The sequence below is a fragment of the Chryseobacterium sp. KBW03 genome (assembly GCF_003852415.1).
In the GTDB taxonomy this organism is placed as follows: Bacteria; Bacteroidota; Bacteroidia; order Flavobacteriales; family Weeksellaceae; genus Chryseobacterium; species Chryseobacterium viscerum.
Genome location: NZ_QAJO01000010.1, coordinates 88,650 through 114,646, shown reverse-complemented (window position 1 = coordinate 114,646; position 25,997 = coordinate 88,650). Strand labels below are relative to the sequence as shown.

The following is a 25,997-nucleotide window of genomic DNA, read 5'->3' as shown; positions in this document are numbered from 1 at the left end:
TGCATAAACGGATAATCAGATTTTATATAACTTAATGCACATGTTAAAGAAGACTGATCGTTAATCAATATGGGCTTTTTTATGATTTAAGCTATTTAGTTTTGTGATTTATAATATTTCGTCTAGTGGAATCAGAATTCTCTGAATAAGGATTAAGTTTATAAGCATCAGATTAAATCCAGTGGTTAATGTGAAATTCTTATAGTGATATTATGGCTAAATCTATTCTTTAAATATTGGTGTTCCATTGGTTTGGATTACATAATCAAAAATTACCTGGTCATTTTTATCACCTCTACTATCATCGTCGATATCCTTAATTTTGATAGCGGCAAAAAAACCACTTCTGTTCTGAAATACTGCAATCTGTCCTCTGGAAATCGTTCTAGCTCTAGAAGACGTATCGTAATTGCGGGCATCTTCGATCTGGTTAATTTCATCTACGTCCTTTACTGCAGCTACGGTTAAAACAGTGTCATTATAAATGTGTATTCTCTCTTTACTTGCCTTCGAAAACTTGATATGAAACTGTAGTTCATGCTGTCCAATAGCATAAATACCGTCGTTGTTTGAATAGTCAAATGAAACTGTGCCACTTGTAGCAGGTGAAAGATACTTTTCAGATTTAGGAACAAACGTTTTCTGGGCTTGGAAAGCTTTTATATTCTCGAAGGGATTTTTACCAATAACGGGAATAGGCAAAGCAACCTCGCCTAATAAATTTCGAAGTAATTCTTCATATCTTGCTTCATACAGTGCAACATCGTCAAAATTTATGTACATGCGTCCTTTAAGACTTGTTGGAAGGATCCGTTCTGTATTATTCTTGATAAGCGGGATTATATAGTCGGTATTCTGATCAGAAATTAGGTCATTTGTAAAAATCTGTTTTTCATATCCTGCACCACCTTTTCCTTCATTAGCCTTTTTAGTATAGATATCAGAGCATATAGCGATAACCCTGTTTGCACTTGAAAGCCCCTTTTCCATAAACAGCGAAAGGCTGGAACCTAATGTTAAGTTCCATCGATCCAAAATAACATCTACGCCATTGGATCTTAGCCTTGTTGCTAACTGAAGGACCCATTCTTTATGCTGATCATTATCATGAGAATATGAAATAAATACTTTTGGGGGAATTTCTGACATAATATGAATTTAATGTTGATTCTAAAGTTAAAAAAATCAAATTAGTAGAGGAGTTTAAAATGAAAAATTTTCAGTTATCCTAAAATTCTTTTTATAATTTCTCTTTGCTCTTCTTCTAATTTTTTCTGGTCTTTTAAGGCTGACTTTAATTCGCCGGTGAGATCAGTGACCGGATTCCAGTTATTATAGGTTTTCTTTTTGATATGATATCTGTCTGCCAGCTCTTCAGACATTTTGAAAGCCATTAAACCGAACTGACTGTAAGAAACCTTTCTCTCTACGAACCATTCTTCGTAATCCGGAGGACCGGCAATTTCTCCGGCAAAATTTATCATTCTGTTTCCTTCTTCAATTTCCGAAGGGAAAGAGAGTAATTTGAACATTAGTTCGGGATCTATACTTTTCCAGTCCACATCATCCGGATAAATTAGAGGCGACGGGATTTTTACCTGGGGTTTGAGACAGCCATCCGGCATTCTTTGACCACAGTCTAGCCCGTCATCTTTAACAACATCAACACACTCCTGCAGATATCTATCCAAAACACAGACAATTCTTATTGCGAGATACCTTGCATTTTTTTCCGCCTCTTTTTTTTGAGATCTCGAATTCTGGTACCAGGTTATAAAAGAACCGATTAATACTCCCAATAAACCAAAAATTCCTTCAGTCATATAATTAGATTTTATGATTTAAATATACGTATTCGAACTTTAAATAATCATAATAGATATTTGGAGTAATGAACATTCTCATAAATTCCAACTATCCTTCGCGCTACTTTGATGCTTGCCAAGTTGTTAGTCTTCTATATTCAACTGAGTACCTTGTAGCCTGCTTAGGATCATATTCAACAGTCACATTTTCGTCGTTCTTAAATTCTGCATTATCAGACCAGTTATAAGATCCTGTTATGACGACTTGATTATCGATAACACAAAATTTATTGTGCATCAATCCTCCTCTAATCCCTCTCTTTAACCTTACATTTGGGACAAGATCAATGTCAACACCATGCTTTTTGTTGATTCCATCATCATAGATTGCAATTTTTACTTCCACGCCCTGCATCTGCTTTTCCAAAATTTTCTGAAATAACACTTTATTTGTAAACCAGGCTATTACAAGTGTGATAGAAACTTCAGCACTATCCAGTGCATCCAGGATTCTATTTTGAATATCCTGGAAATGAGCTTGGTTTACAACTGGCGGCGCTTTGACAACGACACCGCCCTGCACATTATATTCGCCATTAACATATATAATTCCATATTTTTCAGGCTCCAGTATCTTTTGGAATTCTGGAACTAAAGCTGTGTTATGCTTTATACAGTCATTAAGCAGCTCACGCAATGAATGATTATCGTTTAGCTCTCCTAACCTATTCTGCGCAAACTCTGTCCTTGAAGGACGTTGGGCATTGGCCTTACCGATATCAGGCAGCCCCTTTTCATCAGAAACATCCCTAAATCCAAATTTATTGAAGAGACTGATAATTTCCCGACCTGTTCTGCCGTCAATTATAAACGGTGTAAGCTTACCTATTGCAAATGGCGTAATTTTCATTTTTAATCAAAATAATTTTAAGATGGTCTATATTTTATTGTGCGGTTGCAGCACCAGTTAACTCGTAATGCAAGATAACAATTTACTTTTTCAAAAACTGTATTCCCTAGATTTTTAAAATATGAAAGAACATAAGGGCTTCCATTCAGAAGTCAGGTACTGATCCAGAGAAGTTTTACCAATGTTATCCTAAAGAATCCTTGCACTAGAAAAATTATACGGAGCGTATCCTCTATAAATAACTATTATGTGATCTGGAGAATAAGGGAACCTGCTTTTCTCTTTCGCTAGCGTGTGCCTTAAAGCAGCGGGCTTTGTGCTACAAATCCTCGTTCCTGCGGGCTTTCCACGTCAATCCCTCACGCGAAGTCATATTTTTTTTAAATCACTGTTTTCAGATAAGCCCTAAGCTTCTTCCGATTCACGGCAAAGCACATTTCTTTCATCGAAAATCTAAGCGGAAAAGAGCTTTTTTACCCCCCTTCATTGCAAATTGAAAGCTGTCCAATTACAGCCCGAGAAGCATTCACCTTTCAATTACCTATGGAATAACATTTTTTTATAAATGCCTTTATTCTTTTGAGAAATCAGTTCTTAACATTCACTTTTAGCGAAGAACGGTCGAAAAAGTATCCAAATATTATTTTACTGTTTTCATTAAGCTTGAGAGCCTTCCCCTCCCGAAAAGCACATTTCTTCCACCGCAAAACCTGAGCGAAAAAGAGCTTTTTTATGCCGCCCATCATAGCAAATCGAAAGTTGTCCAGGTCCTGTCCGGGGGCAGTCACCTTTCAATTACCTATGGAATAACAGTAGCGTTATACCTCGTGAAGATTTTTGGTGGATAAGAATTTGGAAATCACTTTTTATCAAAAGAACAGTCGAAAAAGACATTCAAAGTTACATCGTGCAGCCAACCCACATCCCGCAAAAGACTACGGCATAAACACATGCCGCCCCCTATCCCATCCTTTATTCCGTTTCCTTTTGCCTTACTGCAATTGCCCGATTTACTGATTGACTTTCTTTTTTTTCCTGTTTTTTCTTTTGAAAAAAATGATTCGGGGCCGAGGCTCAGCAGGACAGGAAGAATGAAAAACTTAACAGGATTGTAGAACAACTAAAACAAAAAGTTATGAACATTTCAGGAAGACTGACACAAGATGCAACGGTCAGTAAAACAACAACAGGCAAGGAAGTGGTAAACTTCAGTGTAGCGGTAAATGACGGCTACAAAAACAGACAAGGGGAATGGGTGGACAACACCGCTTTTATTGAATGTGCCTACTGGCGAAGCGCAAAGCCAGTTTCTTGGCTCAAACAGGGGTTATATGTCGAACTAACGGGGCAGATCAGCGCAAGGGCGTGGACTGGAAAGGACGGCAACCTAAAAGCAGGGCTGAACTTCACAACCTCCAATATCAAACCCGCATGGGGAACAGCATCGGAAAAAGATTCCGTACAGGTCAGTAACAAACAGCAGAACGTCAGTCCTGCAAAGGAGGACGAAAAAGACGACCTCCCATTCTAAGCAGGACAGCGCTAAATCAAATCATTTTAACCCTTTAACAAATAGAAATCATGGGACATAATTTAAATTTCAACAATAGAACGGGCAGATATTCATTTTTCAGTGTTAAGGAAAAGGCTTGGCACGGCTTGGGGCAGATCGTGCAGGACTACCCGACCAGTGCCGAAGCAATCAGACACGCAGGACTGGACTACGAGGTGCAAAAAAGCCCTCTCTATACCAAAGGTTCGGGCATAGTGGAAATTTCTGACGGCATCGTTATACAGGACACTGAAATTGAAGTGCCTAACTATTTTGCCAATATCCGCACGGATAACAATACCGTACTCGGTGTAGTGGGTAAAGACTACCATATCGTACAGAATAAAGATGCCTTTTCATTTTTTGATTCTATCGTAGGCGGTGGCAGTGGAATACTTTACGAAACCGCCGGGGCACTCGGACAGGGCGAACGCATATTCATCACCGCAAAGCTTCCCAACTATATCCGCATCGGAAATTCAGACGATGTCATTGAAAAATACATCTTCCTGACCACAAGCCATGACGGAAGCGGAAGCATAACGGCTGCCTTCACTCCGATCCGTATCGTCTGTCAGAATACGCTGAATGCTTCGCTGAGAAATATGAGCAACGTTGTACGCATCAAACATACCGCAGGTGCTAAACAACGGCTCAACGATGCACACAAAGTAATGGGACTGGCGAATAATATGACCACGCAGATGGACGGTATTTTCAACCATTGGTCAACGATCAAAGTAAAGGACAGCGAGGTCAGAAAACTAATACAGCTCGCCTTATGCCCGAACAAGGAATCATATAACCTGCTCAAAAAAGGTGCGGAAGACGAACTCTCAACAATGTTCAAAAATACCGTGGATGATGCCTTTGCCTATGCGATGATGAACGACACACAGCAACTGGAAACGACCAAAGGAACCCTGTTCGGAGCATATAATGCCGTTACTGGTGCGCCCGTACTGGGTGTGTGATAAATATACCATTAGCAAGGTATTAGGTTAGTGTTCTTTGAAACCTATGATCAACCGACTTATCCGAATGGGAAACCAAACGGGGAGTATAGCATGTCGGTAAAACCATAAGTCAACCAGTTGTCAGGTTGCGACTGAATGGGGAGATGAAAGAAACAGATATGAGGATAAAATCGAATCTGATTGAATGATAGTCTGAGTGGCAATCGGCGTAGCTATGGCGTAAGACAACTGAAATCGTCATACTGTACCACTCTTTTTCTGTCCTGTCAGGAAGGAGAGCAAGAACAAGGTACGGCACAACTACAGTAAGTAGAAAAGGACAAGTCATATCCGACAATCTGTTTAAGCTATGTTATCACACATCTAAACGGGGATTGCCTAATTCGGAATGCCACTGGCGTGGCTATGGGGTGCAGACCCTTGAATATCCGATATGGCAACGGAGTCTCCGTAGTAGTCCGAGCAAGGGAAAGCCTTGTACATGGCGAAGGGAGACAGCTAATATCTTTTAGTACAAACAATGGAAAATGTGAGAGACATTATGAGAAATCCGGAATTAGTATTAAACAGTCTATCAGTGCACAGTAAGAATACTGGTTATAAGTACGAAAGGCTTTACAGGCTCCTATTCAATAAGGAGTTGTTCTACGAGGCTTACCAACGCATTTATGCGAAGGAAGGCAACATGACCGAAGGTTCAGATGGCAAGACCATTGACAGTATGAGCCTATCGAGAATTGAGGGGTTAATAGACAAACTCAAAGATGAGAGTTATCAGCCAAACCCTTCAAAGAGGGTGTATATCGCCAAGAAAAATGGACAGAAACGTCCTTTGGGCATTCCATCTTTTGATGACAAATTGGTACAGGAAACACTACGTATGATACTTGAAGCCATATTCGAGAAGCAGTTTGAGAACAGCTCTCACGGTTTCAGACCCAAACGTAGTTGCCATACTGCATTAATTGAAATTAAAAAGACATTCAGTGGTACTGCATGGTTTATTGAAGGAGATATTAAAGGCTTTTTCGATAATATCAGCCATAATGTACTTATTGACATACTCAAAGAACGAATCAAAGACGACAGGTTCATCCGACTGATACGGAAGTTTCTGAATGCAGGCTATATGGAGGACAGAATGTACCATAAAACCTACAGCGGAACTCCACAGGGAGGTATAATCAGTCCCATATTGGCGAACATCTATTTGGATAAACTTGATAAATACGTCAAGGAATATATCTCCAAATTCGACAAAGGGGTCAAACGTAGGATAACAAAAGAAGCCAAAAGTAATGAACATCGTAAATCTTACTTGCTTGGAAAACTGAAACAGGAAAAAGAAGAATATCAAAAGAAAATCCTAAAGGAGCAAATCAGAAAGGTAGAAATGGACAGGTTACAAATCCCTCGATGTGACGAGATGGACGCAGGATACAGAAGACTGAAATACGTAAGATATGCAGACGACTTCCTGATTGGGATAATTGGAAGCAAGGAAGAGTGCAAAAATATCAAAGAGGATATCAAATTGTTCCTTGATGAAAAACTTAAGCTCACTCTTTCCGAAGAAAAAACACTGATTACCCATACTGGAAAGCCCGCATCTTTTCTCGGTTTTCAAATCTATGTACAGCGTTCAAATCTACGCAGGAGAGATAAAAATGGTTTCCTTAAAAGAGCCTATAACAAAAGAGTTGTGTTAAAAGTGTCCGAAGAAACAGTGCGAAATAAACTATTGCACTACAGAACACTGAAAATAGTAACTCATAAAGGCAAAGAGCATTGGAGACCAGTCCGAAGACCACAGCTCATCAACAATGATGACCTTGAAATACTGAACAGGCATAACGCTGAAATCAGAGGGTTTTACAATTACTACTCAATAGCTGATAACTGTAAAAGGATTGATTCATTTGCCTACATCATGGAATACAGTATGTACAAAACCTTTGCAGCAAAATACAAGTCAACTATCCCTAAGATACTTGATAAGTACATGCACAATAAGGACTTCACCGTATTCTACAAGAATAAAAAAGGGCAGATGAAAAAGGTAGTCTTCTATAATAATGGTTTCAGGAAAAACAGAGAAGCCATTGCGAATATTTCAATGGATATGCTTCCTGATACTTATTACACAAGGTCGGTAACAAGCCTTATTGACAGATTAAAAGCAGAAAAATGTGAATTGTGCGGAAGCACAGAGCAACTTGAAATGCATCACGTCAGAAAGCTAAAAGATGTCACGGGTAAGGAACCGTGGAAATTGGTAATGATAGCAAGGAGAAGAAAAACTATGGCGGTTTGCCATGGTTGCCACAGAAAAATTCATGATGGTGGATAGACTGCGGATATTAGTGGAGAGCCGTATACATGGAGACATGTACGTACGGTTCGGGGGAGAGTTCAGGAAAACCTGTCATAGAAATATGATAAGGCGTCAGGTGCTTATCCCACGTTACTTTCAGAATGTCCGCAATTACAAGGACGGCGAAGCGAAGTTACAGAGCATTGTTCTTGGTGGTACTGCACAGCTCAAATCACAGAAGGCGTTTGACCTCTGCACTTCATTTGAGAAGATAGGAACGGACATCTTTCAATTGAATTAAGCAAATCTTAAAAGGTGGCAGGATTGTAAAAACTGCCACCTACTTAAAACACACGATCATGAAAGCATTAACAGAAATGAACAACACGGAAAGGGCGTTTGCAGTGGCAAGGCTTTTCCCCGATCACCTTGGAACGTTGAGCGACTTTATAAAAACTGAAATAGCACACCTGCGGGAAAAGGAGCAGGATATCAGAAAAGCGTGGCCACCCAATTGCGTTGCAAGTGCTGATTATTGGTACATGCTTGTAGAAAATGCCGAGCAGACAATCGAAAAATTTGGTATTCTTCTTTACAGAAACCCGAGGATTTTTGCTGACCAATTTTTCTATCAGGACAACAGCGTTTTTGGTATCCACTGTCTGATCAGACTGGCAGGTTCGCAGGACTTACCACCCATGCTGAGACTGGCAATAGAACTCTATTTCGGGGACGACAAGGTCGTCACCATCGACTTTAAAAAGAAACCTTAAAATTTAAAAAAATGAAAAACTTACAGCAGATGAACAATTTGGAAAGGGCATATTTACTTGCAAACCTATTTCCCGATGAACTGAAAGCGCTGACCGAGTTCATGAAAAAGGAAGCCGACCTATTTGCGGAAAATCGGGAGCAGGTCTATGCGCAGTGGACAGAAAAAAATATAGATGCTGACCTCTGGTTCAGGTTTATAGCAAATTTTAAGAATAGCTACAGCAGGAACGGTACAAGACTGTACAGAAATAAAAAAACGTTCAGGGACCAATTATTTGACGGCTACGATTCCCTGTTTACTTTACACGCTATCCTGCATTATACCGAGCAGAAAGCATGTAGCAGTGAATTAAAGTATGCCATATACATGCTGTTTGGAACAAGGAAACTTATTGACATCGACTTTAATACTTCGCCATGAAAAAATCAGCTAAAATGACAGATGTCATGCTTTTAAAAGCATTCAGTGAGAAAGGACGAAATAATCACGAGGTAGCCATTATCCCCCTTTGGGGGGACTGGCTAAAAAAGTCAGTGGAGACAACAGACCTGCACGAACTGCTGAACGTGGAATCCTTTTCGGGCTACATCGACCGAAAAGATCACGGAATTTCTTTCCTGCTGTGCAGGACAGCTAAAATACCATTCTACGAGCAGTGGCTCGATGGAAATGAAATTGCTTTCTTGGAAGCTCAGGAATGCGAAATAGAACAGCTATGCAGACATTTTGACTGCATCAAAAGTGATCGCCTTCGGGTGCATCTGAGCGGGATGGCAAATTATGAAGCATTCGAGGACATGAAATTCAGAACGGTTGATTTCGACCTCAGACTGATACAGGAAATACTAACCTCCAAAAATTAAACATCATGACACGATCAAACTTACATATCACCTTATCAGGCGGACAGCAAATTATCTGTGTTGCCGATAGTTCGAGCGCACCCGAACAGGGCTACATCGTAGAGCAATTATTCATTGCTCTGCTCAGCTTTAACAACAGTCATAGCGAAATTGAACTGCTTAAAAAACACTGTACCATGGACGAGAGAAGAGCCAATGCAGATTACCGCTATTACATCAGTTTGGTAGATAAAGAGGTAGCCATGTTCGAGGAACATTTTAATTACACGACGGAGAAGTTCAGAAAAGGGAAAGAAGTAACGGAGCCTATACAAACTACGTAGAAAATCTAAATACCAAAGAGCATGAGTAGTCAAACTGATACTGAACCGCAAGCATTACACACAGTTGCTGAAATGCTGATGCAGTTCGGACTTCTCCACGTTCTGAACATTTGCCGAGAAGACCGGAAACAATTGCACATGGTCAGGGAATGCCTTGAAAAAATAATCCATGACAACGGCTTCCGCATGAACTACGACAGGAATTTAAAAAAACAATCTCATAAAAATTAAAAATGGAAACACTGGCAAAATATAAGTTCGCAGACTGGCTCTATAACAGGTTTGTCGAAAATTACAAAAATCAGAACATTGCCGAAGCATTTACCTTCTTGGATATTCTTTCACGGTATCAGATGTTCGCAATGGAAGTGCGTAAACTTTCCGATCAGCGCAGGCATATCAAAGAACTGTATCGGGATATTCAAAAGGCACTGAAAAATGGAACGGCACATAAACTATTTCTCACAGGCGAGGAAGGTGCAGCGGAATTTAAAAGGGAAATGAAAGCTTATGAAAATTACCTGCGGGAACAGGGCTTTTCAGAATCCTATATCACAGAATGCGTAAGCGATAAAGCAATGAACTATTATGGAAACAGCTAATTTTTTCAGACAGATTGCGAGGATGGACATTAACAGCAAATTGACGCTATCCATTACAAAGGCAACAGAAAGCACGATACTCGCATCTATCTTGATTGAAAACGACAGTTGCGGGGACAAAGCGAAGAATATCATTCCCCCTTTTAACCTGAAAGGAAGCCCCGAAGAACTGGACAGCGGATTTTTTGAACACATCAAAAAGCCAGTTCAGATGGCAGACGGACTGATTTCAAATATGCAGAACTTTCTTAAAGGTCTGGAGACGGCTCAGGCGAGTTCCGAAATGGAAAAACAGAAATCAGACAAAGAAAAGGCTAAGGGCAAAAAATACGGCGAAGCAGTCCAAAAAGCCGATGCCCTCGCTAATGCAGGTAAATACAAGGAAGCTTGGTCTGCTCTGCCAAAAGTCGCGGACTATCCTGAGCATAAAGAAGAAATCAGAAAAAAACAGGACAGCTACGAAAAACAGTTTGTCCCCGATCTCTGGTCATCTTCGGAGCCAAAAGCAGAACAGCCCGAACAACAGGAGTTTAACCCTTAAAATACAATATTATGTTAGTAGCAACAACACTTCAGCGGGTATTTATCCTCAAAGAAAAAGAACAAGAGATCAGGCTTGATGATCCTGAACCGAAATGGAATCTACAGGCGGTACTCAATTTTTATTCGAGCAACTACCCTGCCCTGACAACAGCGAAAATTTCACGTCCGACAATCGTTGACGATATCGTAGAATATCGCTTCGAGACGGTAATCGGAACAAAAGGTTAATCCAAAATTCAAAACCCATGAACCATGCAAAAAACATATCCGCAAACGGTAAAACTTCCTACTCTCGAAAGCCAGTCACAACTGCACCGCCAGTTGGGCGAGTTCACGAAATGGATGAAACGTCCAAAAGATGCAGGCGAACTCCGCAGGGACAGACGGCAGTCCGTACCACCTGCGATGTTACCAATGCTTTTTTGAAAGTGCAATTCTATTCTAGGTTGCAGGAGCCTGAAATTGGAGAAAAACACCACAGTACCAAATTGGAGAGGGAATTTTATCAGTCCCTCTCCATGATCTCCAAAAAACTGAATATTTCGGTACAGGATTGTAAAAGCCTTCCATTTCCGTACAACGTTTCTGAATCGCTCAAACATTTTAAAGAGCAACTTAAAATCCATGCCAACGACTGGAAAGAAATTAGGTTGGTCAACGATGGAACAAGTACATTTTTTGCTCGGGAAGACAGGTATAATACAGGCTCAACATTATACTATATCCCTGTAATTCCGCTATATACGATCTTAAATAAAAGAAAGACAGCAAAATCCAGTAAATTGTTGATTTCGGTTTATGCATACATCTATCAGGTACTTACTGTACCCTATTATAGAAATGAAGACAGCTATCTGCACTCCATGTATGACATGCTTGAAAACTCCTATGCCGAAGAGGAAGAGGACGACGATTTTAACGATGAAAGTTCATTGGAGTTCAGTGATGCCGAGCTGATCGGTGACTATATCAAAGAAATAATTGCTGATAAAAAGCATCTGCTGTCCTTTCAGAAACTCCTTACCACCTTTGAACCAAAAAATAATTTTGAAAGTGATGTCCATCGGATTGCCAGTTCATTCTACGAACTTTATCAGACCTATCCAAATGTGCGTATAGACCGCAAATACTTCCCATTGCGATACAGGGAAATAACCGATGAATATGATCGTCCCATCACATTGGACAACTATGTTTCATTCTGCGCATCTATAACAGGAAATCTATTTGAAACACTCTGCGACTTCGTAAACAATGACTTGCAGGAATGTTCCGAAGTAGATGAACCAACACGCTTTTTACCCATTGACAACAGAAAAATTGAAAACAACAATTTCGATTTTGAAACCAAGGTTTTTGATTCCATCGACAACCTTATCAGACTTTGGCAGGAACATAATTTTTAACACTTGAAATCATGGAAGATATTACAAACAGTTTTGGAACCTACTTTGACCCAATATGCGCACTGGTAATTTATCAGGGTAATAGCGGATATAATGAATCTTATGTCGAATATTTTGACATGGAAAATGGCGTGCCTGTAAATCCGCATCCCCTTTCAGTGATGGAAGGTCAAAGGCTTTCCACGGCATTGCAGGTCAATGAGGAAAATCTGAACCTCCTTAAATCGGACGGCATTCTGCAAAGCAACCTGCTTTGCTTTGATGCAACATCATCGACAATAGTCTGGTTCACAAAAGCAGGATTTCGGGAACTTTTCTTTGATAAGAATCTCGGCATAAAATCAGGTAAAGCGCATATTCCTCCCTTAGTATGGATCGCAGACCGACAGACACTACATCTGTATGCCCTTTCAACAAACAGAAAACCCACCCTCAACACTCCCCTCTATTATGCGCCATTTTTTAATGTCTATGAAAATGGATCGGTGTGTATGGGTACGGTAGATATTGCCACCACTGAAACAGGAACAGTCAATGAGCTGATGACCCTGTGGGAGAATTACTTTTTCAACAGCTACTTTTCCCATCTGATGGCTGACCATAATCCTGTTAACGGGAACTGCGTGATACTATGGGAAAATCTTGTAGGTACTGGAAAAACTTTTCCGAATGACAAGCTCGTAAAAACAGCTAAAAAACTTAAAAACATTCTGTTATGAGAACAGCGAAAACAAATATCCATTTTTTGGACAACTATCTGTTAAGTCCCACAAATCCGATTCGTATACATGTAATCGGTGCGGGTGGTACAGGCTCCAAGTTTATGACAGCGCTGATGGAAATCAATCACAGCCTGTTGGAACTTGAACACCCAGGACTGGACGTGCATCTTTGGGATGATGATATAGTAACAGGTTCCAATATAGGAAGACAGCGTTTTGCAGAATCCGAAAAAAATCTTTTTAAATCACAGGCAATTATAAATCGTCTTAACCGATGGGCAGGAACAAATTGGAAAGCAGAAACAAGAAAATTTCATCGGGATTCGGATGGAAAAATACCGAGTGGTGCTGGGGCATCTATTTATGTATCCTGTACAGACACAGTCGCATCAAGAATAGAAATTTCCGAAATAATTAATCAGCTTGCTCATGGATATGGATTCCACAGGGACAAAGGTCGATATTGGCTTGATCTGGGCAACACCAAATTTTCAGGACAGGGATTATTGTCTACAATCGGAAAGATAGAACAACCGACCTCAAAAAAATTTAAGACTTTTGAAAAAATGCCCTCAATCATCGAAGAGTATGGCGAAGTTATGCATAACTCCGAGCAAAATGATGATGCGCCAAGCTGTTCACTTGCTGAATCACTAGCCAGACAGGATCTTTTCATTAACAGTACCATTGCTCAACTGGGAGCTTCCCTTCTTTGGAATCTGCTGAAAACCGGAATGACAGAAAATCGTGGCTTTTTCCTGAATCTCCAAAATTTCAAATCACAACCTATCACAGTCGGCAGTTGAAAAACTGCCGGCGGCCAAAAGCCGTTGGCTTTTGGCGCGAAAATCGGCTGCAACGGCTTTTTCCATCTACTTATCCCCGCTTCGACAGCCGTTGCGGGTTATTTGTGGGATACACAGTATCCCATTGGCTTCGCAGATAAGTCTTCTAATAATTTTAATCTTGAGACTCATCTGTATCGTTATTGTTCCTTCTGTTTTCGAGCGGTTTAACATCATTTAAAACGTTAGGAATTCCCTGCTCCCTGTATTCGGAGTAGACACTGATCTGAATTACTTCTCGTGAATCTTTCCAAAGTATGACACTTAAAAAAGCTAATGCCATCTGAACTTTAAGGTCTTGATCACCAGCTTCATTATCTAAACTCCATCGGTCTCTTGTGGAACGGTTTTCCGCTTTGTTGATATCTATGACCGAAGCGTATATCTTTAGATCTTCATTAATTGTTACAAGCTGTAATTCATCAATTTCATTCTGCTGCAATACTCTATGTTCTATAGCGGGCAAATCTTTTTCCCGCATAATAAAAAACAGATCTTGAGCGCCAAATTCAGTCGCGGGGATAGCTCTTACCTGATCTTTAAATTGGCTACCCTCAATAATCTGCTGAACCTGGTATTGCAGATTAACTCCAACGATCACCATGCCCGACTGTCCATCAATCAATTTTGTTAATCCGGCAATCAGATCTTCCGGTTTAAGCAAATATCTTTTTGTTCTTGCAATCGCAAAAGAGTTCGGAATATACTTTCTTATACTTTCTCTTACTAATGCTGAGGCTAAAATTGTATCGGAGTTCAAGTGAGGGATATCGCCCTCGGTAAAAGCGGATTTGGAAATCAACATCGTACTACCGGAAACCGTCAATTTTATTTTAGCCTTTTTATGCTCTTCATCCGCGGAAATAAAGATTGGATCGTATTCATCAAAAGCAGCTTGTAGAACAGCGCTGGAAGCTTCATAAAAATGTCGGATCATCTCCGGTGAAAGCTCCGCCTGAAGTTTTTGCTGACCAATTTTATCGATTATATCTTGTCTTAATTTTACTAGAAATTCTCTCAATTCTTGCTCTTTAGCCTCGTCTACCTCATAATTCAAAGTTTTAAGCAGCTCAGAATTCTGCAAAACGTCGTTTAAGCATTTCTCAAAGAAAGTCATCCGATCAAGCCAGTTACCTAGCTCTATTATTTCATCGGGTAGATTTGGTGCGACTATAGTCTGCTGATACCGCGGAGATTGACCTAAGAAAAATTGCCTGATGAACAGGACTGTGATATAGCAGCATATCCAGTAGCTGACCTGTCTTCTATTGCCGAGATTGTCAAGCTCGGGGAAATAGTATTTGAAGTCAATGGGTGCACCTATATTTTTGAATTCATTCCCAAAATACTCGAACCATTGAAATATTTCAGTCATTGTTCTTGGCAGTAAAACATATCTGGGTGGCTGTGCTTGCGTGTATTCTAAAAAATACTTCAAAACATCATATTTGCCCCGATAAAACATTAGACCTCCCAGTGCATAATGAAATTCAAGAAACCGCTGGCGTTCAAGATCTCTTCTTTCAACTTCCACCGAATTGCTGATCACTCCCTCAGGGCCAAAATCTGGAATTAGTAATTTCAGTCGGTGATCATAATATTGATGTGAATGAGCCCAGAACATTTTGACCAACCGTGGAAAATCACAGATCGTATAAATATTCCACCATAATGTCCTATACGTGTCATCGGATATGATGATCTCCTCAAAATCTTCCCCTAGTAGCCATATCCCGCTGACCGCTCTATGCTCAATGCCGCGGAGTTTTCTGTTGTGAACTACGGTAGCCTCTTCATTGATCTTGTTAACCATAAAATACAGGTCAACTGGATATACCAACGCTTCATTCTTTGGGTGGTTTCTTCTGATATTTGCAAATGTTTTGTAGTAAAACTGCAGCAGCGTTTCCTGCAAGTGCTCGTCCTGCTTTTCTACTGCATAATATGTGAGTTCATTGATAGCTTTTAGATAATATTGCCGCTTTTCGTCATTTTCCGGAAGCTCATCATTTTTTCTGATAATGTGACTTAATAACGCTGTAGATTTTCCATTAAAAAGACTTACTTTCTCTAACCATTTAAAAAACTTGACAGTTAACACTATCGTGAAAGCAAAAACAAGGAAATTTGCTGAATTATTAATAAACAAGTTATCCCAGCCGAAAGGCGGTTCCACTTTAAAAATTATAAATAAAAACGAAAAAAGAGTTGCGAAAAGAATGAGTTTAAATGTTGAGATTTTGAACTCCTTTCCTCTAACCGTAAAATTAAACGGTTTTTGAGGATCTTCATAGTTGAATAATGTTAAAAGATACTCGGATTGATATTTGTCGCCGATATTGGAGGTTTTATCCACAATTATGGGATATGCAATGCCCAGGATCGCAATATCTATGGCTACACAAATTTCAACAATATTATCAATATTTATCATAAAATCTATTTGGTCTTTATTTGGCTTCTTGTTAAAAATGAAAATATTAAAATTAATTTAAATATTCAGAAGACTTTTACGGTTTTCCGCAAGGATTGAAATAATAAATTATTAGGGATCGATGATGATACCGTCCTCATATTTAATTTTGCGGATAAAATCCGAAAATGATATTCCGTTTATTTCTGTAAATAGCGCAGAAAAATTTGTTCGGGAAGCAATTCCACATTCTTTCGCCAGCGTCGCACTGTTATATTTCCGGTAAAGTGGATCGGTAATCAGTTTTTCGGTAATATAATTTATGCGCAATTCGCTAAGGTAACGATTGAAGCTTGCTCCCTTATGCTCATTGATGACATTGGAGAGGTAATTGGAATTGACCTCAAACTTTTTTGCGACGGATTTTAGATCTATATTTTGTTCAAGAAATTCTTTATTCATCTCAAACTCCGTTAGCTTGTTCAGAATTTCATCAACAACGTCCTGCCCTATTTCGGTTCTGCTATAATGGCGTATTCTAAATGTACCATCCTGAATCGGTATTGGAGAACTACTGCCAAAGTTAATACCAAACAGGCTGTTGTTTCCTGCACCCTTCTTTCTTGACCTGATACGCAAGACGACATAGAAGGCAATGAAAGCTGTAATAAAAATTGTCGTTAAAATCAGCCAACCTCTCATTGATATCTGCCTTTCAAGCAGCGCTTTCTCCTGCAGAAGCCTTTTGCTATCATATTCTTTATGGATTTTAGAGGAGAGGTAAATAAAATCCTTTTCTAGTACCTTATCAACTTTAATAAGCTGGGTAGTATAATACAAAGCTTTACTGGCGTCATTTTTATCTCTATAATAAACGATAAGATCCTCATAAACATCTCTCACTTCAGGCAGCACGAAAGAATGACGGTTAAAGATCGAATCAATTTTATCAAAATTCTTAATACCCTCGTCGGCGTGCCCCAGCTTCCACTGAGCCTTTCCCAGATAAGCATAAGATACCGTCAACCATGAAAAGTCATTGATTGCTATCAGGTTCTGCAATGAATTTTGGAGCGATCGGATTGCGCCGTCAAAATCCCCTTTGCGATATCTATTTATGCCCTCTTCCTTTAAAAAATAGCTATGTTCCTGTTTATAGTCACTGTTCTTCCATGTATTTCCCAGCCCTATAGCAACTAACGAATCGGACTTTTTAAAATCATGCAGGTTCCGATAGCACACCGCCATCTGGTGCAAGGTGTTGTTATATCCGCGCTGGTTTCCATACATGAGGTTCGGGTGCAGGTCTTTCTTGGTTTCATTCTCGAAAAATTGCCGTGCTTCCTCGAAATCACTCAGCGCATCGGCATAATATCCGATATAACTTTTTACAACACCGATATGGTAATTGATCTTATTTCGGTAATATGGATCTTTTCTGCTCTTGTTTTTTTCAAAAGCTTTTAAATATTCACTCAGTGCAAGCTTATACTTTTTTAGATAGAAGTAGTAAACAACTCCCTTACTCAGATAGGCACTACTGAGAAGGCTGTCATTCTTCTTTTTTACAGCAACCGATATTGCACTATCTGCATACTTTAATTTGATTGCGGGATCAGATGAATAGTACCTTGCGTCAGTGTAACCCAGATACAATTGCATCTGGTTTTCTTTGGCTTTTGCCATTCTGATCAGCTTTTGAACCAGCGGTAAAGCCGTTGAATCATTTTCTGCCCTGCTTTCATATTGTCTTTGGATCAGATAAAATTCGCTCAGTTTTTCCTTCTGTGCAAACAACGATTCACACAGAAAAAGGAATATGATTGACAAAAAACGAAAAGGCAGGTGGTGCATGGCTAAGTATTACTATAAAATTAAGAAAAAATACAATATACCACATAAATCACCACAGAGATTGTTTGTCCACCATTTACTTCATTTACTTAGCACTGATTATCAAATAATTACAATTCTCTAAATGGCAAATTATATCACCGTCCGAGGATTCTAATACACGTCCGTCCTTGCTAATACACTACAAAAAATATGGCAAAGCAGAATTTTTTTAGGGTTGTAATAGTATATTTTCTTTCAGTTCGTTACACTTCGGGAAACCACTATTAATAGACCGTCCGTGTATGTCCTAAGACCACAAACTGTTTCAAACTAGCGCCAAGACTGATAATTTGGTCATCAGAATTCAACACGTCTCGGCCGAGATAATCCTAAAAATTTTAACATGAAAAAAAAGACGATTATCTCAATATCGATAATCCTTTTCTCCCTTTGCTCGATGGAATCGTGCAGACAGGACGAAATGGATATGGCACCGGAAAATACCAGCCTGGTGCAAAAAGGAAAACAGAAAACGACGTATCAAAAAACAGAGAATGATACGGTGAAAACAGCATCTAATTTGCAGCTCGACGAAAGCGGTGTCGAGATTGCAGATCCGCCACCAAAAGATAAGGATCAGTGGAGACACTAACTGTCCGTGCGTTTTAATACGCCGTCCGTGTCCCTTCTGATACAACAAGTTCTTGCAATTGACCAAAAAGGCACTCTAAATTTGATGAAATAAAAATTTTGAAAACAGATTTTTGAATACTCAAATAAAACCTGCCTTCGAAAAATTTATAACAACCACCAAACTATCACATCATGAGAATTAAGAACATCATTTCCGAACTGATCATTTTTATCCTCATCTTATTATGGGCATATACATTCGCTAGTAAAATCTTTGATTTCGACACATTCAACCGTCAGATTAAGGGTGCTTATCTGTTATCTGGAGGAGGATCTGTCTTACCGTATGTTTTGCAGGCTATACACCTCGGGATTGTTATACTATTGATCAAGAAGAACTGGAGAGGATTAGGACTATTAGTTTCCCTTTCCGTCATAATCATCTATACTGCATATCTTATTTACATTTTGAAATTTGCCCCGAGCATTCCATGTTCATGTATAGCAGTATTCCACGGTATGAACTGGAACGACCAGCTTTATTTTAATTTCATTGCACTGGCAATTAATAGCATTGGTCTGATCACTTTTTCATCGCTAAAGCGAGCCCCACACGATAGTGTTCAGACCACTTATAACTAACTAATAACCAAACAGGGGTAGCCGAAAACCTGAACCAAGAGTAGGCGAAAAACTAACCAAAGTTTAGCTTTTTGATTTAAAAAGCACCAACATCATGAAAAATTTAAGAATTACATTAGGAGTTGCAGCAATTGCAATCGGAAGTTTCGCAGCTTTCTCTTTTGCGCCGGCACAAAGTAATGACCAAGACACCGGTATTTTTTACCGTAATCCTAATGGATCAATGGGAGACGCCTATAACCCCTCATTGCATCCTTGTGAAGGTAATAATAATATTTGTGCACAAGAATATGATCTTGAAACTGAATTGCCAACTGGACAGGGCGTGATCCCAGGAGTTAAACAATAGCAATTATTGTACAAATGAAAATAGAGCACGTAATCATGCTCTATTTTCTTATAAACATTTCATTATGTACTCTTTGAATCCTTTTGGATCTGTAACTGGATGTGGGGGAATTCCAACAATCCTTCCTTCTCTATCTAACACTATTAGTGTAGGAAATGCGTTAATATTTCCAAACTTTATGATAGGATGGTCATATCTTTTGCCTTCGGTATAAAGCTGTAGTGCGCTTCCAACAGAATATATACCTATTCCGCGTTTCCAAACCGGTAATGTTTTATCAACGCTGATAGAGACAAATTGGATTTGGTGACTTTTAAATTGAGGTTCAATCTTCGACAATTGAGTTGCCAGCGTCTTACAGGCTCCACAACCCGTGAACCAAAAATCTAAGATAACAATCTTACCTCTTAAATCATCTAATCGATGGTTCACACCATTCGTATCAGGTAAATTAAAATTATAAAATGGACTTCCTGGTTTCAGTACATCTTTAAGTCGTTTAAATTCATTGACCACTATTTGAAAATATCGACTATTTCTATTAACCTTGGAAACATAAAGTTTATAAGTGTCTTTAGATATCTTACTATACCAGTTGTTACGAAATATACTCATAGTGTTATCCGACAACAGATAATCCCTAACAAAGGAAAATCGCCCAAATTCTTTCTGAACTAAAGAACTATATTCTAAAGGATATCTGTATCGAAAAAGATCATATCTATCTCCTAATTCATCCATATTTGATAAATAAATATAGTAAGGAAGAACATGCATCCCACCAAAATGTTCGATTGTTAAACTGTCCAAAAGTGGATTAATTCGATTTTTGTTCACTATAAACTTTTTAAATAATGTAGCCACAGAATCATCATATTGATCAACTGATTGCGATATGAGTGCATCCAAAGTTTGATTGACCAATTGGGCTTTGGCAAGCCTGAAATCTCTGGTCAGTTTTTGGGGATTCATATTGAACATTGAATCAATTATGTCAAGCGATCTATCGACCTCCAAGAATCTTTCAGTAATACTCTGCTTTCTGTAAGATTTTGTAAATAAATGACTTGAATTCACCTTATTAGCAACTGCTTTTATCATATTTAACTTTTCTGAGCCTCTACCACTAATTTCCATATTAGTCAAACCCAATTTATTATCTCGAAGAATAAAATTTAAACTATCTCCTGGATTGATTAGAATAGTAAAAGTTCCTGGTATGAAAATTAGACTGCCAATTATATTTGAGTAGATAGATATTGTTGCACTATTTTTCAGTGGAAAATCAAAATGGAAATTTCCATCATTCTTCTCTGAGATATATTCATGAACTGACTTTCGCTCAAATTTACCGTCGACAACCGGAATTGATAGTCGGATAACAGAATCTTTAAAATTCTCAAATTTTATATTAATGATGGTTTTTTTTTGGGCGATGGAAAGCTGTGCCATAACAATATATAGCATAGTAAAAAATAATTTCTTTTTCATTGTTATTGATTCTGGTTGAATATATCAATTCTGTTCTATTCCATTATAGTTGATAATGTATTGAGGAATTGGCAGTAGGTAGCGTTTATCATTGGGTAAAAGAGTGTAGGTTTGATCCCCAACAATCCGCGTCAGTGTTTTTGCATAACGTGGATCTTTATTGAGACGTTTTAAATCCTGAAAGCGAAGTCCTCTTTTTAATAATTCTTTTCTTCTTTCCAACAATATTTTATCGAGAGCTTCAGTATCAGTAGTTACTGCGATAGGAATAAATGTTCCTGTTTTAAATCTTTTTATCAGTAGTATATTAAGTAATTCTACAGCTTTTATCTTATTCCCCATTCTGGCAGCACACTCTGCTCCTATGAGAATAACCTCATTAGTTGCAGTACCACCAAGATTATTCCCTATTGGAGAACCTCTCCAAACATTTTTCCCGTCCTGAATTCTAAAATACAGTATTTTCCTTAAGTCATTATTTGTGTAAAGACTGTAGAGGTCATCAGGTATATAAGAGGATAACCCAACCGCTGTATTATATGGGGTGGCCATCTCTATCATAATATGCACTTCTTTACTCTTAGATAAAAAAGGACGCGAATCCCCAGCATTAAAAGTATTGTAATCATCAAGAACTGAGTAAAATTTTAACGAATTTTGAGCTGCATCATAAGCTTTTCCGTAATCATTCATATATAGATATGTTCTAGCCAACAACGCATATGCTCCAGCGTTAGTGATATGGGTAACCGAGATTGCATTCTGAGGTAATAACATAGCGGCTAAGCTAAGATCGTCTGTTATTCTTTGATAGGTTTGTTTTAAAGTACTGCGAAAAATTGGTTCGTTGATGTCTTCATCTAATTTAATTGGGATTCCAAGATCTGTGTCAGCTGTTGAAGCATCATAATACTTACAGAAGGTCATGGCTAGGTTTAAAAATGCACGCGACCTGTGATACAATGCTGTGCCTTTTATCCGATCATACAGTTCGCCATTACTAGCGGTTCTTATTATTTTTTCAAGAGCTTTCAAGGCTACATTGCAAACTTGAATCTGAGCGTACGGTAGCTCCCACTCTTCTAGTGTAATACCATTCCCCAACTTTGGAAATATATCCACGTTCCAAGTCAATAATTTTCGTTCAAAATCAGTACTTAAACCATTGTATTGTTCAAGCGACACTTCGAGATCATCACAAGAAACTTCCATTGCCCCTCGCCCATCATAAAGAAATTGACTTGAATTCATCAAAAGGCTTAGATCATTCAGAGTTGTAGGAACAACAAGTTTAATATCCTGTTTTTCCTCAAGCCAATCTTTTGAACAAGATGGCATAAGAAACAAGAAAGCTATTGGTAGAAGTGATTTTATTATCTTTTTCATAGCAGTGCGATTAAAGGTTACAGTTAATTCCCAAAGTAAAAGTCCTTAAAGGCTTAGATGTAGGAAAATCAGGATCTAAATTTTCTTTGTTAGCCTTCCAGATCATAGCAACATTATTTACATAACCGAAAAGACGTAAATTCTTTAGGTGAAGTTTTTGGGTCAGTTTCGGATCAAGATTGTAGGATAGGTTTATATCTTGAAGTCTGATATGATCACCTTTGCTTACCAATACTTCTGAATTAATATAATACTGGTCCGCTACATTTACTCCCGGATAAACCATTGCAGGAACATTCGTTGTTAATTCATCACCTGGTTTTTGCCACCTTCTATAATAATCCCCATGCGAGCCATAATTATTATAAAGAGCAGTATACATAATCGAATTTCGTTTAAAATAGTAACCGAAACGGTAGGTAATATTGAAGGAAAAATCAAACCCTTTATAGCTTACTGTATTTCGTAATGCACCAAAGTAAGGTGCAAGGGCATTTCCATGATAAATCAATCTATTTTCAGGATCATCCGCTAGTTGCTGAGTTATCTGTGCATATTGTACAGATGGTTGCCCATCCAAATAACCTCTAGCCTGTCCCGTTTCAGGATCTAACCCTGCCCAAGGATAACTGTAAATACCAAATAATGATCTTCCGACCACAGGATTGTAAAGTGACGCATTTCTTATGATACTATTATCTGTAACAAAATTGCTTAGACTTGTGGGTCGCTTATAGGCGGTAATAATATCTGTAGCATAAGAAAAAATTGCAGTTGTTTTCCAATTAAAAGATGGGGACTGAATGTTTATAGAATTCAACTCGATATCAATACCCTTTCCAGTCATATTTGCAACATTTCCGCGAAAGGAAGCAAATCCTATAGTAGGATCTATGTCTCCATTACCTATAAGATCTTTTCCATTTCGGTTAAAATATTCAATGCTCCCTGAAAGTCTGTTGTTCTTTAAAGCGAAATCTGCGCCGATATTAAACATCCGATTACGTTCCCAACGTAGTTCATTATTTGGTGGCGTCACAAGATCAGCATTTGGTAAGTTATTATAATAATTTTTCGAAATGCGCGCTGTAGTATAAGCGGTCGTTGTTCTGTCAATATTTCCACTATATCCGAAAGTTGATCTAAGACTTAAGTGCGGTAGCCAATCAAGCTGGTAAAAATCCTCTTTATTAATATTCCATTTTGCTCCCATTGACCAAAGTGGAACGGATTTTTGATTCGTTCGTACGCCAAAAAGATTGGATTGATCGACACGCGCACTTGCTGAAAGAACATATTTAAGATCATAGTTGTATGCGCCATTTATATAATAGGATCGAATTCGATCAACAGTTCCTGTATAATTATCAAAATTTGAAATTGTAGAAGTTCCGCCTTTACCATATTGGGAAAAGCGAGTTATATAATCTACAAAAATGCTTGAACCTACATTAGGATCAAAGCCATATTGCCTTGAGCTAATACTATTCGCTTTTGTTTCTCTAACTTCAAATCCGGCAATAGCATTGACCTGATGTTTATTCCATTTCTGATCGTAATTTAACTGGAAACGGCCATTCAGTGCAGTTAATTCAGAACTGGTATTGTCCAATCTTCCTCCAATGGGAATATTGCGGGTAAGTACACCATTGTTAATCGTGGTGAATCTATTGATCTGATCGCGCATTAAATAGCTTTCAGGATCATAATAGTTCCTTCTCCTCCCCTGCTGGTTTTCATACTGAAACCGTACCTCGGCTGATAAAACGGGAATAAAGATGTACCGAATAGCAGTATTGAGCCGCATTTCAGACTGTTTGAATTTATTATTTTGATACTTGAGTTCCTGAAGTGGAATAAAATCCCAGTTAAGTAACCCTGCAGCTAATGCTTTATCTTTCAAGACAGTACTAACATCCTTAATAACAATTGCAAGGTCACCATTGTCATTTACCAATCTTGCATATGGATACATCAATTCCGTTCCCATATTATTCAGCATCGATATAACATTCGACTTAGATTGTTTATTCTGGTTATAGGAAATACCAGCAGATATCTCCAAACGATCAATCGGCCTAAAAATTTGGTTACTGTTGATACTTATCCTATTGAAACCTTCACCTTTTTCAGAATCTCTATTTTTATCAAAACCCGAAGAAAAATAGTAACTGTACTTTTTGGTTCCTCCGCTAAGGTTTAGGGAATACTGTTGTTTAACCGCATTTTGGTATAGATATTTCGACATATCATCACGCAGTTCATACTTTCTTAAACCATCAATTTGAATATTTGCTTCATCCGATGTAATAAATCCATTCTTTTGATTATTCAAAATTTGAACCACTGGTGAATAAGGTCTATTAGCAGTGGTATTACTGATAATCGTATTGTAATAACCTTTTTCGAAGAGCATTTTTTCGATATCGATAAAATCAGTAGATGCGATCTTAGGCAAATAATAAAGATCAGGCTTCTGACCGATTGTGAGATTTGAGGTAAAACCTATATTCATCGGCTGGTCTGCTAGTCCTTTTTTAGTTTTTATGACGATCACACCATTGCCAGCACGAACTCCCCAGATTGATGCTGCTGCCGCATCCTTCAAAATATCAATATCCTCAATATCATTCGGGTTGATATTGTTGATATCACCCTCATAAGGAAAATTATCAACAACAATTAGCGGCTGATCGTTACCAAAGATCGTAGCCTGTCCCCGAATTGTTAGTTTAGGAGATCCTGAACGCTCGTCAAATAAAATAGATGGTGCAATTCCTTTTAGCCTGCTGATCACATCGGTCGAAACCTGACGGTTAAAAGTCGCATTATCAACTTTTGAAAAAGATCCGGTAGCCCTTTCTTTGGGGATGGACTGATAGCCACTCGCTACAACACTCACCTCTTCTATCCTATTGGAATTCGTAACAAGTACTATTCGTTCGGCATTCTTTGCAGAGACTTGCATCCGTGCGTAGCCCAGATAGGATATCATCAGATCGGAATCAGAAAATTCACCGGGCACTTCAAAAGATCCCGCACTGTCGGAAGTTACTGTAAAATTTGTTCCTTTTACCTGAATGGTTGCCCCCGCAAGTGGATTGCCATTTTCATCTACAACCCTCCCTTTAATTGTTTCCTTATTTTTTAAAGAGGATGTATTTCCGTTTGCTGGTTTTTCTTTTAAAATGATAATGCCGTCGGCGATCTTATAAGAGATCGGTTGGCCAGCAAACATCTTATTCAGTACCTCGGTAATGTTGGCATTTTTAAGGTTGATGGAAATTGGACCTGCTTTTTTTAATAGTTCTTCACTATAGGCAAAGTCATACTTTGTGCTCTTCCGTATTTCGGAAATCGCCTTTGAAAGTGGCGCTTTCTGCAGTGAAAGGCTGATCTGCTGCGCCTTAATAGCAGTACCGCTAGCAAGAAGCATAAAGAATAGGGTACTCTTTAAGCCTGCACGCAGCAATTTTTTCCTGCCCGAAAACATATCCGCCACCTGCGGTACGTTTTCCATGTTGGAAAAATCATGTTTTTTCATAGATTTGTGTAGGGTTAATTATTAGTTGCTCGAAACTCTAGTATATAGACCCGATCGCCGGAGTGC

At 38.6% G+C, this 25,997-nt stretch carries 23 protein-coding genes and 2 pseudogenes; 17 read left to right on the top strand and 8 right to left on the bottom strand.

The window, feature by feature from the left end:
• Positions 1 to 222: 222 nt before the first annotated feature.
• From DBR39_RS18770 to DBR39_RS18760, 3 genes are all read right to left on the bottom strand, one after another.
• Positions 223 to 1,149, bottom strand: a complete 927-nt coding sequence (locus DBR39_RS18770; protein WP_228447870.1) for a toll/interleukin-1 receptor domain-containing protein — start codon at positions 1,147 to 1,149, stop codon at positions 223 to 225.
• Positions 1,150 to 1,223: 74 nt separating this feature from the next.
• Positions 1,224 to 1,823 carry a hypothetical protein gene (locus DBR39_RS18765; protein WP_124535643.1) on the bottom strand — a complete coding sequence of 200 codons (600 nt, stop codon included), beginning with the start codon at positions 1,821 to 1,823 and terminating at the stop codon, positions 1,224 to 1,226.
• A 103-nt stretch (positions 1,824 to 1,926) separates the two neighbouring features.
• Complete coding sequence (locus DBR39_RS18760) at positions 1,927 to 2,715, bottom strand: phospholipase D-like domain-containing protein (RefSeq protein ID WP_124535641.1); 789 nt, start codon at positions 2,713 to 2,715, stop codon at positions 1,927 to 1,929.
• A gap of 1,135 nt (positions 2,716 to 3,850) precedes the next feature.
• Between DBR39_RS18760 and DBR39_RS18755 the strand changes: the two genes are divergently transcribed.
• The 14 genes and pseudogenes from DBR39_RS18755 (at position 3,851) to DBR39_RS18685 (ending at position 13,598) form a co-directional block, all read left to right on the top strand.
• The gene (locus DBR39_RS18755) at positions 3,851 to 4,246 is read left to right on the top strand and encodes a single-stranded DNA-binding protein (protein WP_124535639.1); all 396 of its coding nucleotides are present in this window, start codon (positions 3,851 to 3,853) and stop codon (positions 4,244 to 4,246) included.
• A 50-nt stretch (positions 4,247 to 4,296) separates the two neighbouring features.
• Positions 4,297 to 5,220 (top strand): annotated as a pseudogene (locus DBR39_RS18750) (DUF932 domain-containing protein); the annotation flags it as partial.
• A 565-nt stretch (positions 5,221 to 5,785) separates the two neighbouring features.
• Complete coding sequence (locus DBR39_RS18740; protein WP_124535635.1) at positions 5,786 to 7,594, top strand: reverse transcriptase/maturase family protein; 1,809 nt, start codon at positions 5,786 to 5,788, stop codon at positions 7,592 to 7,594.
• A 115-nt stretch (positions 7,595 to 7,709) separates the two neighbouring features.
• Positions 7,710 to 7,859, top strand: a pseudogene (locus DBR39_RS24490) (alpha/beta hydrolase); the annotation flags it as partial.
• A 58-nt stretch (positions 7,860 to 7,917) separates the two neighbouring features.
• Positions 7,918 to 8,331, top strand: a complete 414-nt coding sequence (locus DBR39_RS18730) for a hypothetical protein (RefSeq protein WP_124535632.1) — start codon at positions 7,918 to 7,920, stop codon at positions 8,329 to 8,331.
• Positions 8,332 to 8,342: 11 nt separating this feature from the next.
• On the top strand, positions 8,343 to 8,753 hold the full coding sequence (locus tag DBR39_RS18725) for a hypothetical protein (protein WP_124535630.1): 411 nt from the start codon (positions 8,343 to 8,345) through the stop codon (positions 8,751 to 8,753).
• A complete protein-coding gene (locus DBR39_RS18720) occupies positions 8,750 to 9,196 on the top strand; it encodes a hypothetical protein (RefSeq protein ID WP_124535628.1) in 447 nt (148 codons plus the stop codon). The genes DBR39_RS18725 and DBR39_RS18720 overlap by 4 nt, the downstream gene beginning before the upstream one ends.
• Before the next feature lie 5 nt (positions 9,197 to 9,201).
• On the top strand, positions 9,202 to 9,519 hold the full coding sequence (locus tag DBR39_RS18715) for a penicillin-binding protein (RefSeq protein WP_124535626.1): 318 nt from the start codon (positions 9,202 to 9,204) through the stop codon (positions 9,517 to 9,519).
• A gap of 233 nt (positions 9,520 to 9,752) precedes the next feature.
• Complete coding sequence (locus DBR39_RS18710; protein WP_124535624.1) at positions 9,753 to 10,121, top strand: hypothetical protein; 369 nt, start codon at positions 9,753 to 9,755, stop codon at positions 10,119 to 10,121.
• Positions 10,108 to 10,662 (top strand): PRTRC system protein E, encoded by a 555-nt coding sequence (locus DBR39_RS18705; RefSeq protein ID WP_124535622.1) that lies wholly within the window; start codon positions 10,108 to 10,110, stop codon positions 10,660 to 10,662. Before DBR39_RS18710 ends, DBR39_RS18705 begins: the two co-directional genes overlap by 14 nt.
• A gap of 11 nt (positions 10,663 to 10,673) precedes the next feature.
• Positions 10,674 to 10,892 (top strand): PRTRC system protein C, encoded by a 219-nt coding sequence (locus DBR39_RS18700; RefSeq protein ID WP_027374866.1) that lies wholly within the window; start codon positions 10,674 to 10,676, stop codon positions 10,890 to 10,892.
• A gap of 17 nt (positions 10,893 to 10,909) precedes the next feature.
• Positions 10,910 to 12,070: a hypothetical protein gene (locus DBR39_RS18695; RefSeq protein WP_124535620.1), complete on the top strand. Its 1,161-nt coding sequence runs from the start codon at positions 10,910 to 10,912 to the stop codon at positions 12,068 to 12,070.
• Between the two features lie 11 nt (positions 12,071 to 12,081).
• Positions 12,082 to 12,789: a PRTRC system protein B gene (locus tag DBR39_RS18690; protein ID WP_124535618.1), complete on the top strand. Its 708-nt coding sequence runs from the start codon at positions 12,082 to 12,084 to the stop codon at positions 12,787 to 12,789.
• Positions 12,786 to 13,598, top strand: coding sequence for a PRTRC system ThiF family protein (locus tag DBR39_RS18685; RefSeq protein WP_124535616.1), 813 nt, complete (start codon positions 12,786 to 12,788; stop codon positions 13,596 to 13,598). Before DBR39_RS18690 ends, DBR39_RS18685 begins: the two co-directional genes overlap by 4 nt.
• 154 nt (positions 13,599 to 13,752) lie before the next feature.
• Here DBR39_RS18685 and DBR39_RS18680 read toward each other — a convergent pair whose 3' ends face one another.
• Both DBR39_RS18680 and DBR39_RS18675 read right to left on the bottom strand, forming a co-directional pair.
• A complete protein-coding gene (locus DBR39_RS18680; RefSeq protein WP_124535614.1) occupies positions 13,753 to 16,071 on the bottom strand; it encodes a hypothetical protein in 2,319 nt (772 codons plus the stop codon).
• A 111-nt stretch (positions 16,072 to 16,182) separates the two neighbouring features.
• A complete protein-coding gene (locus DBR39_RS18675) occupies positions 16,183 to 17,847 on the bottom strand; it encodes a helix-turn-helix domain-containing protein (RefSeq protein WP_185147226.1) in 1,665 nt (554 codons plus the stop codon).
• A 442-nt stretch (positions 17,848 to 18,289) separates the two neighbouring features.
• Here DBR39_RS18675 and DBR39_RS18670 point away from each other — a divergent pair, with 442 nt between their 5' ends.
• The 3 genes from DBR39_RS18670 to DBR39_RS18660 all read left to right on the top strand — a co-directional run bounded on the left by DBR39_RS18670 (position 18,290) and on the right by DBR39_RS18660 (position 19,510).
• Positions 18,290 to 18,538, top strand: coding sequence for a hypothetical protein (locus tag DBR39_RS18670; RefSeq protein ID WP_124535610.1), 249 nt, complete (start codon positions 18,290 to 18,292; stop codon positions 18,536 to 18,538).
• 173 nt (positions 18,539 to 18,711) lie between these two features.
• On the top strand, positions 18,712 to 19,161 hold the full coding sequence (locus DBR39_RS18665) for a MauE/DoxX family redox-associated membrane protein (RefSeq protein ID WP_124535608.1): 450 nt from the start codon (positions 18,712 to 18,714) through the stop codon (positions 19,159 to 19,161).
• A gap of 94 nt (positions 19,162 to 19,255) precedes the next feature.
• A complete protein-coding gene (locus DBR39_RS18660; RefSeq protein WP_124535606.1) occupies positions 19,256 to 19,510 on the top strand; it encodes a hypothetical protein in 255 nt (84 codons plus the stop codon).
• A 48-nt stretch (positions 19,511 to 19,558) separates the two neighbouring features.
• On the opposite strand, the gene DBR39_RS18655 is transcribed toward DBR39_RS18660, so the two are convergent.
• Genes DBR39_RS18655 through DBR39_RS18645 form a run of 3 tightly spaced genes read right to left on the bottom strand, consistent with a single transcriptional unit; the run spans position 19,559 to position 25,931 of the window.
• On the bottom strand, positions 19,559 to 21,001 hold the full coding sequence (locus DBR39_RS18655) for a TlpA family protein disulfide reductase (protein ID WP_124535604.1): 1,443 nt from the start codon (positions 20,999 to 21,001) through the stop codon (positions 19,559 to 19,561).
• 24 nt (positions 21,002 to 21,025) lie between these two features.
• On the bottom strand, positions 21,026 to 22,387 hold the full coding sequence (locus DBR39_RS18650; RefSeq protein ID WP_124535602.1) for a RagB/SusD family nutrient uptake outer membrane protein: 1,362 nt from the start codon (positions 22,385 to 22,387) through the stop codon (positions 21,026 to 21,028).
• A 10-nt stretch (positions 22,388 to 22,397) separates the two neighbouring features.
• Positions 22,398 to 25,931: a SusC/RagA family TonB-linked outer membrane protein gene (locus DBR39_RS18645; protein WP_124535601.1), complete on the bottom strand. Its 3,534-nt coding sequence runs from the start codon at positions 25,929 to 25,931 to the stop codon at positions 22,398 to 22,400.
• Between the last annotated feature and the right edge of the window lie 66 nt (positions 25,932 to 25,997).